Annotated in this window: 11 protein-coding genes; all 11 read right to left on the reverse strand. The window is 46.0% G+C overall.

Annotated features, from left to right (window positions below):
• On the reverse strand, nt 1-1745 hold a 1745-nt coding region (gene secA / locus UXZ23_RS06695; protein WP_320819849.1), incomplete at its 3' end, for a preprotein translocase subunit SecA.
• Between the two features lie 98 nt (nt 1746-1843).
• A complete protein-coding gene (locus UXZ23_RS06700) occupies nt 1844-2773 on the reverse strand; it encodes a M23 family metallopeptidase (protein WP_320819850.1) in 930 nt (309 codons plus the stop codon).
• A 136-nt stretch (nt 2774-2909) separates the two neighbouring features.
• On the reverse strand, nt 2910-3815 hold the full coding sequence (gene lpxC / locus UXZ23_RS06705; protein ID WP_015485983.1) for a UDP-3-O-acyl-N-acetylglucosamine deacetylase: 906 nt from the start codon (nt 3813-3815) through the stop codon (nt 2910-2912).
• A gap of 98 nt (nt 3816-3913) precedes the next feature.
• Nucleotides 3914-5080 (reverse strand): cell division protein FtsZ, encoded by a 1167-nt coding sequence (gene ftsZ, locus UXZ23_RS06710; protein ID WP_320819877.1) that lies wholly within the window; start codon nt 5078-5080, stop codon nt 3914-3916.
• Nucleotides 5081-5141: 61 nt separating this feature from the next.
• Nucleotides 5142-6377: a cell division protein FtsA gene (gene ftsA, locus UXZ23_RS06715; protein ID WP_320819878.1), complete on the reverse strand. Its 1236-nt coding sequence runs from the start codon at nt 6375-6377 to the stop codon at nt 5142-5144.
• Nucleotides 6377-7159 (reverse strand): cell division protein FtsQ/DivIB, encoded by a 783-nt coding sequence (locus UXZ23_RS06720; RefSeq protein ID WP_320819851.1) that lies wholly within the window; start codon nt 7157-7159, stop codon nt 6377-6379. The genes ftsA and UXZ23_RS06720 overlap by 1 nt, the downstream gene beginning before the upstream one ends.
• Nucleotides 7149-8069: a D-alanine--D-alanine ligase gene (locus tag UXZ23_RS06725; protein ID WP_320819879.1), complete on the reverse strand. Its 921-nt coding sequence runs from the start codon at nt 8067-8069 to the stop codon at nt 7149-7151. Before UXZ23_RS06725 ends, UXZ23_RS06720 begins: the two co-directional genes overlap by 11 nt.
• A gap of 2 nt (nt 8070-8071) precedes the next feature.
• Nucleotides 8072-9493 carry a UDP-N-acetylmuramate--L-alanine ligase gene (murC, locus tag UXZ23_RS06730; protein ID WP_320819880.1) on the reverse strand — a complete coding sequence of 474 codons (1422 nt, stop codon included), beginning with the start codon at nt 9491-9493 and terminating at the stop codon, nt 8072-8074.
• 22 nt (nt 9494-9515) lie between these two features.
• Nucleotides 9516-10586, reverse strand: a complete 1071-nt coding sequence (gene murG / locus UXZ23_RS06735) for an undecaprenyldiphospho-muramoylpentapeptide beta-N-acetylglucosaminyltransferase (RefSeq protein WP_320819852.1) — start codon at nt 10584-10586, stop codon at nt 9516-9518.
• On the reverse strand, nt 10579-11739 hold the full coding sequence (gene ftsW, locus UXZ23_RS06740; RefSeq protein WP_320819853.1) for a putative lipid II flippase FtsW: 1161 nt from the start codon (nt 11737-11739) through the stop codon (nt 10579-10581). Before ftsW ends, murG begins: the two co-directional genes overlap by 8 nt.
• Complete coding sequence (gene murD, locus UXZ23_RS06745; RefSeq protein ID WP_320819854.1) at nt 11736-13088, reverse strand: UDP-N-acetylmuramoyl-L-alanine--D-glutamate ligase; 1353 nt, start codon at nt 13086-13088, stop codon at nt 11736-11738. Before murD ends, ftsW begins: the two co-directional genes overlap by 4 nt.
• Nucleotide 13089: the final 1 nt, after the last annotated feature.

The following is a 13089-nucleotide window of genomic DNA, read 5'->3' on the forward strand; positions in this document are numbered from 1 at the left end:
CCTTGACGACCTGCACGACCCCGTAATTGGTTATCGATACGACGAGACTCATGGCGCTCTGTACCTATGATGTGCAAACCGCCGGCTTCTAAAATTGCATCATGGCGTTTTTGCCATGCCGCTTTAATATCGGCAATCTGAACATCTGTCGGATTTGCTATAGCGGCAACTTCAGATTCCCAGTTACCACCAAGCATAATGTCGGTGCCACGACCGGCCATATTGGTAGCAATAGTCACTGTCCCAGGACGACCAGCTTCAGCAATAATCTGAGCTTCACGCGCGTTTTCTTTTGCGTTCAACACGTTATGCGGCAACTTCGCTTTTTTCAGTACGCCCGAGATGTACTCAGAAGAATCAATCGACGCTGTACCAACGAGAACAGGACGGTTTTGCGCAACTACTTCACGAATTTCTTCAACAACGGCATCGTATTTCTCTTTACGCGTCGCGTAGATCACATCGTTGTAATCAATACGCTTAACTTCTTTGTTGGTAGGGATAACAACAACGTCTAAGCCGTAGATTTGATGAAACTCGAACGCTTCTGTATCCGCTGTACCTGTCATACCAGAGAGCTTTTCATACAATCGGAAGTAGTTCTGGAAAGTGGTTGAAGCCAATGTCTGGCTTTCTGCCTGAATGGTCACACCTTCTTTCGCTTCGATCGCTTGATGCAGACCTTCGCTCCAGCGACGACCAGGCATAGTACGACCTGTATGTTCGTCAACAATAACGATCTGGCTGTTTTGAACAATATAGTCGACGTTCTTTTGATAAATAGAATGTGCTTTTAATGCCGCTGACACATGATGCAACAAACCTAAGTTAGTAGCTGCGTATAAACTCTGGCCTTCTTCAAGAATACCTTCGCTGGTTAGCAGGTCTTCGATGAACTCGTGACCTTCTTCGGTAAGTTCAATCGTGCGTTGCTTCTCGTCGACAAAGAAATGGCCGTCGACCGTCTGTTCTTTCTCTTTGCCTTCATCCGCCGCTTTGCCCTGTTTCAACTGAGGGATCAGCTTGTTAATGCGACGATACATTTCTGAGCTATCTTCCGCTGCACCAGAAATAATAAGCGGTGTACGTGCTTCATCGATAAGGATTGAATCCACCTCATCGACAATAGCGAAATAGAGTTCACGCTGGGCTTTATCTTCGATAGAAAACGCCATGTTATCGCGCAAATAATCGAAACCAAATTCGTTATTCGTGCCGTATACAATATCGGCTTTATATTGCTCGCGCTTTTCTTGAGAGTTTTGCCCCGGTACTACAATACCAACCGATAAACCAAGGAATTCATACAAAGGACGCATCCACTCAGCATCACGACGCGCCAAGTAGTCGTTCACGGTGACAACATGAACCCTTTTACCGGTTAAGGCGTTTAGATAGGTAGGTAAAGTTCCAACTAAAGTTTTACCTTCACCAGTACGCATTTCCGCTATGCGCCCTTCATGCAAAGTGATGCCACCGATCATTTGCACATCAAAATGACGCATTTTCATGACGCGCTTACTAGCCTCGCGACACACGGCAAACGATTCTGGCAATAGATCATCGAGCTTCTTACCTGCCGCTAGCTGCTCGCGGAACTCGGCTGATTTTGCCTTGAGCTGGTCGTCAGTCAACGACTCCAAGCTTACTTCAAACTCATTAATACGAGCAACAAGCTTGCCCATACGTTTTAGTTCACGGCCGTTCTTACTGCCGAAGATTTTACGAAATAAATTACCGATCATGAGGTTTAAGTTGTCCGTAATACAAATAGGTGCGCTGGGCAAAGTGCTAAAGGCTACTTATAACCCAGAATGATGACAAGCGTATTGAGCAGGAAAGTTTAACGAGGCTTACGATGGATATACGCTGCGGGGTCAACTGTGCGACCATTTTTGTATACTTCGAAGTGAACGTGCGGCCCAGTCGAGCGACCGGTACTACCCATAAGAGCAACGATATCGCCCTTACGTACAACATCGCCAACGGCGACTTTTAATTCTTTGCAATGAGCATAACGAGTCTTGTACCCGTTACCATGGTTAACTTCAACCATGTTGCCATAGCCGTATCTATCATCGGCCCAAGTAACCACACCAGATGCTACAGCGACAATATCTCCGCCTAACTTACCGGCAAAGTCGACACCGGCATGCCATGCTAGCGAACCATTAAAAGGATCAGTACGTTGCCCGTAACGAGAGGACATCCAGCCTTTTGTAATAGGACTACCGGCAACAAAGATATCGTTACTAAATTTATTCGCCGCCATAAGGTCATCGAGGACTTCTAACTGTTGTTCGCGGCTGTCAATGCGTTCGGCTAACTCATCTAACACCTGACCAATTTCTGGTGCTTGATAAGCTTGCCCTAGAGAAGTGGCCGGGCCACCCATGGCAGGTTCGATAGAAAAATCGAATTCATCGCTTTGCAAATCTGCCACATCAACTAGCCTCTCGCCTAAAGCATCTAGACGAAGCAACTTGCCCTGCATTTCTGCTAAACGTACCGTAAGAGCTTCTAACTCCTGATCGGTCTGTTTACGTATCTCTTGAAGCTCTTGACGCTGTTCGTCTAAGTCGCGCTCCCAAGCACGGGCTGCATTGAGATCCAAAACGCCTTCGTCAGTCAAGCGTTCGGCCAACCAATAGCCAGCCGCGCCCATAGCAAACGGCAGGGCAAATAGGATGCCCATAATCACGTTCTTCGCTGATGAACCCAGCCTGTAAGTCCGGGATTCACCATGTCTACGGCCGACGATGATAATATTCATAAGTAACTTCTTTCTACTACTATCCGCTGCGTTGAATAATCGCTGTTCGGCCTTTACAACTCTAAATACGACAAAGGCCATAACGGAATTATGGCCTTTGTCTCAGGATACTCAAATTTGATTATGTTTCAATACGTTAACCAGCTGCTGGACGCATGTACGTAATCGGGGCTGCTTCTTCAGCAAACTCCACAAATTCCCATGCATCTTCATGCTGCAGCAACTCACGTAGCAATCGGTTATTCAGACCATGACCTGATTTATGACCGACAAACTCACCAATTAGGCTATGACCTAACAAGTACAAATCGCCTACGGCATCCAAAATTTTGTGCTTAACGAATTCATCGTCATAGCGCAAACCGTCTTCGTTAAGAACACGATAATCATCCACCACAATAGCGTTTTTCACGCTACCGCCCAGAGCCAAGTTCTTTGAGCGCATATACTCAAGATCTTTGGTGAAGCCAAATGTGCGCGCACGGCTGACTTCTTTCACATAAGACGTTGAGGAGAAATCCAGACTGGCCTTCTGGATACTCTGCTTAAATACTGGGTGGTCGAAGTCGATCTCAAAACTGACTTTGAAACCATTGTAAGGTACGAAAGATGCGACTTTATCGCCCTCACGAACTTCAATTTTGCGCTTGATACGGATAAACCGCTTGGGCGCATCTTGCTCTGCAATGCCCGCTGACTGCAGCAAAAAGACAAATGGACCGGAACTGCCGTCCATAATTGGTACTTCTTGCGCACTCAACTCAACAATAGCGTTATCAATGCCCAAACCTGCCATCGCAGACAACAAGTGCTCAACGGTATCAACACGCGCATGGTCTTTAACCAAAGTCGTTGATAGCGTTGTTTCACCTACTTGCAACGCATTAGCCGGAATATCGACCACTGGATCTAAGTCGGTACGACGGAACACAATGCCGCTGTTAACAGGAGCAGGTTTCAGCGTCAGGTAAACCTTCTCACCCGAGTGCAAACCAACGCCGGTAGCGCGGATTGTGTTGTTAAGCGTTCTCTGTCGAATCATCGGACATTCCTGCCATTATTGAGCAAATTTCATACAAATTTAGTCGCGCATTATAACAGCATTTCTCAGACACGCTACCGCGCGTTTGTTACATGCTGTTAATCAGCCTGACGACGCAAAAATGCTGGGATATCTAAATAATCCATATCCGGGCGACTGCTCACGTCTATTTGCTTAGCAGTGTTACCTGCTTGGCGACTAATCGTTGGGCGCTCGAGCTGACGATAATCAGTACTACCATCGGCATTACGAGCTGATACCGTATTATCGACCACTTTAGTTGGCTTTGGTTCCTCAACGACTTTTTGTTGTTGACCTAAACCAGTAGCAACCACGGTTACTCGCAATTCATCCGACATTTCAGGATCAATTACAGTACCAACCACTACCGTGGCATTTTCTGAAGCAAATTCTTCAATAACAGCACCAACTTCACTGAACTCACCCAGTGACAAATCAAACCCGGCCGTTACGTTAACAAGAATACCGCGAGCACCGCGTAAATCTACATCTTCCAATAATGGGCTACCGATGGCTTTTTCTGCAGCTTCGCGAGCGCGGTTTTCACCAGTCGCTACACCAGTACCCATCATCGCCTGACCCATTTCAGACATAACTGTGCGCACGTCTGCAAAGTCGACGTTAATCATACCCGGACGGGTAATTAAATCGGCAATACCTTGCACTGCACCTTGAAGCACATTATTCGCTTCTCTAAAGGCGTCTAACAATGACGTGCCCTTACCTAAAACGGATAACAGTTTTTCATTGGGAATCGTAATCAAAGAATCAACGTGCTCAGATAATAGAGCCAAACCTTGATTAGCGATTGCCATACGTTTTTTACCTTCGAACGGGAAAGGCTTAGTAACGACAGCAACAGTAAGAATACCCATCTCGCGAGCAACTTCTGCAACGACCGGCGCACCACCTGTTCCTGTACCACCACCCATACCGGCAGTAATAAAAATCATATCGGCGCCTTTAATCGCTTCCGCAATGCGTTCACGATCCTCCAGAGCAGCCTCACGACCGACTTCTGGATTTGCACCAGCACCCAATCCTTTTGTTAGACCATTACCCAATTGGATAACAGAACGTGCTCCCACGTTTCGCAATGCCTGAGCATCGGTATTAGCGCAAATAAATTCTACGCCTTCGATGTTTCCAGCCACCATGTGTTGAACCGCATTACCACCGCCGCCGCCAACGCCGATTACCTTAATAACAGCATTTTGTTGTAAATCATCAGCCAGTTCGAACATATCACCTTCTCTTGTATGAGACATCGCATTATCTCCTATGCCGTGCGTTTAATATTTAATATTAAAAATTGACTTTTATCCAATCTTTTATGCGCAAAAATACACTTTTTTGTTCATCATCCGATCGGTTTGTAAATGTTTTATTGTTTTGTTGTTTTGCAGCAAACAAAAGCAGCCCAACAGCGGTTGAATAAATAGGATTATTAACTATATCGGACAGTCCAGTAACGCCATATGGTTTAGCTAAACGAACCGGCATATGGAATATTTCTTCCGCCAATTCGACCACACCTTCCATTTTTGCAGTACCGCCTGTTAATACGATTCCAGCAGCTACTAAATCTTCAAATCCGCTACGACGCAACTCCGCTTGAATAAGCGTAAATAATTCGTCGTAACGAGGCTCAACAACTTCCGCTAACGCTTGTCGAGATAAATCTCGTGGAGGCCGTTCACCAACACTTGGAACCTTGATTGTTTCATCTGCTTTAGCTAATTGCGTAAGTGCGCATGCGTATTTCATTTTAATTTTTTCAGCATGCTGAGTTGGTGTACGTAATGCCATCGCAATGTCATTCGTTACTTGATCACCAGCAATTGGAATAACCGCCGTATGACGAATCGAGCCATCAGTAAAAATTGCAATATCCGTCGTACCGCCACCGATATCCACCATGCAAACACCGAGCTCTCTTTCGTCGTCTGTTAATACAGCATAGCTAGACGCAAGTTGCTCTAAAATAATATCGTCTGTCTCTAGATTACAGCGCTGTACACAACGCTCAATATTTTGAATTGCATTGACAGAGCCAGTGACTAAATGCACTTTCACCTCAAGACGAACACCCGACATTCCTACTGGTTCTTTAATCCCTTCTTGGTTATCAACCACGTATTCCTGCGGTAAAACGTGCAAAATGCTCTGATCTTGTGGAATTGCAACCGCCTGCGCAGCATCAATAACCCGTTCAATATCGGTCGCTGTCACCTCGCGGTCGCGCACTGCAACAATGCCGTTTGAATTCATCGAATGAATATGGCTACCCGCAATTCCAGCATACACTGAATGGATAGTACATCCTGCCATTAATTCTGCTTCTTCCACCGCGCGACGAATTGAATGCACGGTCGATTCAATATTTACCACTACGCCTTTTTTCAGTCCGCGACTAGGGCTGCTACCTAAACCAACGACTTCGATATTGCCGTCGGCATCAACTTCACCAACGATAGCTACAATTTTTGAAGTGCCGATATCTAGGCCAACCAACATGCGCTTTTGTGGTACCTGACTCATCATCCTTTCTCCTGCAGAGACTGCCAGCCAATAGCGGCGCCTTTGCCATAACGTAAATCAACCATTGCCACATTTTGATTAGGCAACTTTTGTAATAATCGATGCAGACGACGTACTCGTTCCTCAAAGTGTCGACGCCCAAATGCAACCTGCCAATTATTTGATAAAACAATATCGACAGAGCCAGTATCAGATATAGTCAATTCAGTCACTGTCACACCCATATCCGATAACATTTGTTGCACTTTACGAAATCCGCGAACAGCAATTTCGGTATATTCTGCATTGCTCTTTATCTTTGCCAAATTATCGGCATTAAAACCTTCTGGAATCGCCATTAAACTGCCATTAATACTTAATAACTTATCGTTATTCCAAGCCGCCATCGCGACATCTTCATATGCGCTAATAACTATTGTGCCTGGCCATTTTTTTCGTATAACAACATTGGTTAATAATGGCAGCTCAGATACTACATCATGAACCGTTTGCAAGTCCGCGGTGAAAAAACCTTGGTCTTTTACCCAAAGTACTTTTTCAGTAATTTTTTTCGGTGTCCATACCGATAAACGTCCTTCTACTTCAATGCCGGTAATCGGCCACCGAACCATCATCCATTGTGCTGCATAAAAGCCTAGAACCAACACAATCGGGGTAACCAACCAAGCCCAATGAATTTTGATCGCGATGGTCGGCCAGCGAAATTCACGCGTAGGCTTTTCGACCAAAGGTGTTGCCCCACGACGCGGCTCTTTTTTCAGCTTACGTGGCTTAGCCGCCATGACGGAGCTTCGCTTCTTGCAATAAGCGCGTAACCAAATCGGTAAAACTCATGCCGTGTGCTCGCGCCGCCATTGGCACTAAGCTATGGTCCGGCATGCCGGGGCTAGTATTGGCCTCTAGCAGCCAGAACTGACCTGCTTCATCTTGCATCACATCGATTCGTCCCCAGCCCTGCCCGCCGAGAACATCGAATGCTTTTAAAGCAATATTTTGTAACAACTCTTCTTGATCCGATGCCAATCCGCAAGGCAATAAATACTGGGTATCATTGGCTTGGTATTTAGCGTCGTAATCGTAAAACTCATGACTGGTTTTAAGTTGAATGACAGGTAATGCCTCACCATCGACAATCGCTACCGTAAATTCTTTGCCCTGCACCCAACGCTCTGCTAACACCATGCCATCGTACTGACACGCGAATTCGTAACTGGCTTTTAAATCATCGGCGTTGTGAACTCGACGCATGCCAATACTTGAACCTTCACGCGCTGGTTTTACAATGGCATTACCATCCAACTGCTTAGAAATTTCATCCCAGTCGCAATATTGGCTAAGCAAAAAAGCCGGAGGAGTCGGCAACCCTGCGGCCATCCAAATCATTTTGGTACGCCATTTATCCATTGCTAATGCAGATGCCATAACACCACTACCGGTGTAAGGTTTATTCATCCACTCTAAAACACCTTGAATAGTGCCATCTTCGCCACCGCGACCATGCAACGCGATAAAAGCAACATCGAATTCAATATCAGTTAATTGGTGAATCGCATGATCCTGAATATCAACCGCTTCAACATTCGCTCCTGCTTCAACTAAAGTGCGATAAACTTCACCACCACTTTTTAATGAGACTTCACGCTCTGCTGATGTTCCGCCCATAAGAACGACGATTTTTCCTAGATCTTGCACCTTCACGCCTCCACCTCTTTAAGCCATAACGGTAATTGGTCGGTTAAAGTAATCGCCAAACCGCCGATATCTCCAGCGCCTTGGGTTAACAATAAATCGCCGGGCTTTAATACACGCTTTAGAGGCAGCTCTAGCGATTCATCCCGTTCGATAAAAATTGGATCAACAGGACCACGCTGACGAATACTTCCGCATAGCGAACGGCCATCCGCACCAGCAATCGGCTTTTCACCTGCAGGATAAACATCCATTAACAGCAAGACATCGGCATCGGCTAATACGCGTACGAAATCTTCGTATAAATCACGCGTGCGACTGTAACGATGAGGTTGGAAAATCATGACTAAACGACGATCCGGAAATCCTTTACGAATTGCGTCTAACGTCACTTCAAGTTCACGCGGGTGATGACCATAATCATCCACCAACATCACATCACCATCAGCGAAAGGAAATTCTCCGCAAACTTGGAATCGACGGCCGACACCGGCAAATTTTTCTAACGCAACGACAATCGCGTTATCGGCAACGCCTTCGTCATCAGCAACAGCAATTGCTGCCAGAGCATTCAGTACATTGTGCTTTCCTGGCATACGCATACGAATTTCTAACGGATCTCGATCTCCCGGACGCTGCACAACAAACGAGGTAAATAAACCGTCCTGACATAATTCAGTAGCACGATAGTCGGCACCGTCGTCGAAGCCGTAAGTCACAAATTGACGACTGATTCGCGGCAAAATACTGCGGACGTTTTCGTCGTCTACGCAGACTACGGCTAAACCGTAAAACGGTAAGTTGTGCAAAAATTCAACAAAGGTATTTTTTAGTTGCTCGAAATCGCCACCGTATGTGGACATGTGATCCGCATCGATATTCGTAACAATCGAAACCATTGGTTGAAGGTGTAGAAAACTCGCGTCACTTTCATCTGCCTCAGCAACGAGATAACGACTTTGCCCCATACGTGCATTTGTGCCGGCACTATTTAATTTACCGCCAATCACAAATGTTGGATCTAAATCCGCTTCTGCTAAAATCGATGTAACTAAGCTAGTTGTCGTCGTTTTTCCGTGAGTACCTGCAACTGCAATACCATGGCGGAAGCGCATCAATTCGGCCAACATTTCAGCACGCCGTACTACAGGAATGCGTAATTCTAATGCCGCATTAATTTCAGGATTGCTTGCATCAATAGCCGTCGATACAACAAGGACGTCCGCATTTTTAACATTGTCAGCATCATGTCCAATTATGACTTTAGCGCCGAGCTGTACCAAACGCTCCGTTACACTGGACGCTTTTAAATCTGAACCGGTGATTTGATATCCTTGGTTCAGCAATACCTCGGCAATACCACACATACCAGCACCGCCAATTCCAACAAAATGGATGACGCGAACACGGCGCATTTCTGGAATCATGCTCACCAAGCTTGATGGCGACTTATTGCTCACGGGCAAACCTCTTAATCTGATTAACCACTTGATCAGTGGCGTCGGTTACAGCTAATTTTCTGGCCTGAATCGCCATCTCACGCATGAGTTCGCGGTCGGAATTGAGTTGCTGCCATTGCTGCGCTAGCCACTCAGGACTTAATTCTGATTGTTGGCGAATAAGTGCAGCACCGGCCAATTGCAAATACTGTGCATTAGCAGTTTGATGATCATCGACGGCATGGGGATACGGAACAAAAATCGCTGCGCAACCCGCTGCCGCAATTTCGGAAACCGTTAACGCTCCAGCACGACAAATAATCAAATCTGCCCACGTATAAGCCGCTGCCATATCGTCAATAAATGCGGTGACTTCAGCAGCGACGCGCGCGGCTTTATATTCTTGCTGAACAAGTTCAATATTACGTTTACCGGCTTGATGGCGTAATTGCGGACGCTCTTCAATCGGTAGTAATTGCATTGCGGCCAAGACAGTTTGGTTGAGAGCAACAGCGCCTAAACTACCACCTACAACTAAAACTCGAATATTACCGTTATGTACTTCTCGTTTCTCTGGCGCTGGTATTTCAATAACTTCTCGGCGAACAGGATTCCCCGTAGTCAGCGCATTATCTAACGCACCCGGAAATGCCTGCATAACGCAATCGGCAATTCGTGCTAACAAGCGGTTAGTCATCCCTGCTTTTGCATTTTGCTCATGTATTAACAGTGGTATACCAGATAGATACGCAGCGACGCCACCGGGGCCAGTTGCATATCCACCTAAGCCGACAACTGCTAATGGTTTTACTTCTTTCAGCACTTTACGCGCGGCATTCACGGCTTTGATAATTCGTAAAGGCGCTTTTAACAATCCTAATTTGCCCTTGCCACGCAGACCAGCAATATCAATGGTATGCAAAATAATATTATTGGCTGGTACTAGGTCTGCTTCGATTCCTGCTGCAGTACCTAACCATTCCACATTGAAGCCTTGCTCACCCAATTCGCGCGCAACCGCAAGTGCAGGGAATACATGTCCACCAGTGCCACCGGCCATCATCAATACAGTATTACTCATGATCGCCTCCTGAATTATCGCTATTTTCTGGATTTTGACGTGACTCATAATCAATACGCATCACGATGCCAATCATGGCGCAGCACATCATTAAGCTACTACCGCCGTAACTGAAAAATGGCAGTGTTAAACCCTTAGTTGGTAACAAACCGGTATTAACACCCAGATTAATAACCACCTGTAACCCGAGTAATGAGGCAATACCAATCGCGATATAAGCAGCGTACATTTGGCCTCTTTTCTGTGCTGCCCAAGCGACACGCCAAATTAATCCAATCACTAACGCTAAACCTAACAACGCAATAGCACCGCCGAATAAACCAGTTTCTTCCGCCCAAATTGCAAATACAAAGTCGGTATGCGCTTCTGGTAAATAGAAGAGTTTTTGAATACTTTCCCCTAAACCAATACCGAACCACTCTCCACGACCAAAGGCGATTAGGGATTGTGTTAACTGGTAACCAGTGCCGTACACATGCTCTGGCGCCCAAGGATCTAAGTAGGCGAGTAAGCGCTCCATGCGGTAAGTTTCAGCGGTTACCACAAAACTACTAACGATAAGGGTGGCAAAAAGTAGTAGAAAGAACTGCCCAGCTTTTACCCCGCCTAAAAACAATTGCACCATTGCCGCGCCCATCAACACAACAACCGCGCCAAAGTCAGGTTCCATAAGTAACAAGGCAACCATCACGGCAAGTAGGCCGAGCGGTTTAATAAATCCAGACCACTGACTTTGCACTTCACCTTGGCGACGAACTAGATAACCAGAGATATAGAATACGGCGCTCAATTTCGCGATTTCGGAAGCTTGGATTTTAATGATGCCAAGATTTAGCCACCGCTGACTGCCGTTAACTTCATGACCAATACCGGGAACAAAAACCAATACCAATCCGACAAAACCAATGACCAATAAAATGGCATCTAACTTTGCCCAGCGCGCCATTGGAATCAGACTGATAGAAAATGTGACACCGATCCCCAGCAATAAATAGAAAGCATGTCGAATTGCAAAATGTGCAGGGTTGCCGGTGTAGAATTCGGCAATGCCTGTGGAAGCCGATGCCACCATGAGCCAACCAAGCAACAGCATGGCCAACCACGGATAAAATAATTGTGTTTCATTTTGCCAGCTAAGGTTAGGCATTCTCATTTTAATGCCTCCACCTGTGCGACAAAATATTCACCACGCGCAACGTAGTTTTTGAATTGATCAAAACTTGCACAAGCCGGTGATAACAAGACTACATCATTTTTGTGTGCATGCTGACGCGCGTAATTTAATGCGTCGTCAATGGTCTGCCATTTGGACGTTTTGCAGGCGTCATCAACACCATTAACTATGCGAGTTGCATCTGCGCCATAAGCCAATACTTCAGCAACGTAGGTTTGGCAAAACTCAGCCAGCTCAGAGAAATCTTGACCTTTTCCTTCGCCGCCAGCCAATAACCAAATACGACCATTGATGGTGCGACCAAGACCTTTTAAAGCAGCAACTGTAGAACCAACATTGGTTCCCTTAGAATCGTTAAAATAATCAACGCCATTAATATTACGAACCCACTGACATCGATGTGCTAACCCAGGAAATTGTTTGAGCGCCGTAATAACCGCTGCTGGCTGAACGCCTAATACAGAAACTAACGCCAACGCAGCTAGAGCATTAGCGACATTGTGCTCACCGCGAATATGTAACTCGTCAGCACGTACAATCATTTCACCCTGATAAGTTAACCAAGTACCATCACTGCGCTGCACGACACCAAAGTCACTATTGCTCTCTTCTAGCCCAAAACTTACTGCGCTAAATCGACCTTCAAGTAGTGGTCGAGTGTGGTCGTCGTCGCGATTAATTACGACGGATTGAGCACCTTGGAAAATGCGTTGTTTAGCACGTTCGTAATCTGCCATTCCGGCATAACGATCCATGTGATCAGGTGAAATATTTAAAATCGTCGCGACACGTGCTTGTAAGTCGGTAGTGGTTTCTAGCTGGAAGCTTGAAAGTTCCAATACATAAACATCGGTTGCCTCATCGTTAGCCAACAAGTCCAATGCCGGAATACCTAAATTGCCGCCAGCACTTGCACGAACGCCAGCAGCATTCAGTAATGCTGCAACCAGTGTTGTCACTGTACTTTTACCGTTAGACCCGGTAATCGCCATTACTGGCTTTTGACATGTTTCAGCAAATACTTGGATATCACCAGCGATCAAACTACCTTGCTGTTGTGCAAATTGAATGGCTTCTTGCTGAATGGTAATACCAGGACTAACCAATAAGGCTTGGTACTGGGCAAGTACCTTACCCTGCAACGCGCCCAACATAATGTTGGCATTGGGAAATTCTCGGCGAATGTCTTCTAAGCTAGGCAACGATTCACGGGTATCACACAAATCAAATGCCAAGCCGTTTTTCTGACAGAAACGCGCGCACGACAACCCAGTAAGCCCAAGGCCTACAATCAGTCGTTTAGTGTTAGCGTTAGCCAGAACAGACATT

Origin of the sequence: Thalassolituus sp. (assembly GCF_034111725.1) — a bacterium.
GTDB lineage: Bacteria > Pseudomonadota > Gammaproteobacteria > Pseudomonadales > Oceanobacteraceae > Thalassolituus.

Coding starts and splice junctions, on each gene's coding strand:
- ftsA (WP_320819878.1), bottom strand. CDS start 6,377: ATGAGTCAGGTACCACAAAAGCGCATGTTGGTTGGCCTAGATATCGGC.
- murC (WP_320819880.1), bottom strand. CDS start 9,493: ATGATTCCAGAAATGCGCCGTGTTCGCGTCATCCATTTTGTTGGAATT.
- murG (WP_320819852.1), bottom strand. CDS start 10,586: ATGAGTAATACTGTATTGATGATGGCCGGTGGCACTGGTGGACATGTA.
- UXZ23_RS06720 (WP_320819851.1), bottom strand. CDS start 7,159: ATGGCGGCTAAGCCACGTAAGCTGAAAAAAGAGCCGCGTCGTGGGGCA.
- ftsZ (WP_320819877.1), bottom strand. CDS start 5,080: ATGTTCGAACTGGCTGATGATTTACAACAAAATGCTGTTATTAAGGTA.
- UXZ23_RS06700 (WP_320819850.1), bottom strand. CDS start 2,773: ATGAATATTATCATCGTCGGCCGTAGACATGGTGAATCCCGGACTTAC.
- ftsW (WP_320819853.1), bottom strand. CDS start 11,739: ATGAGAATGCCTAACCTTAGCTGGCAAAATGAAACACAATTATTTTAT.
- murD (WP_320819854.1), bottom strand. CDS start 13,088: ATGTCTGTTCTGGCTAACGCTAACACTAAACGACTGATTGTAGGCCTT.
- lpxC (WP_015485983.1), bottom strand. CDS start 3,815: ATGATTCGACAGAGAACGCTTAACAACACAATCCGCGCTACCGGCGTT.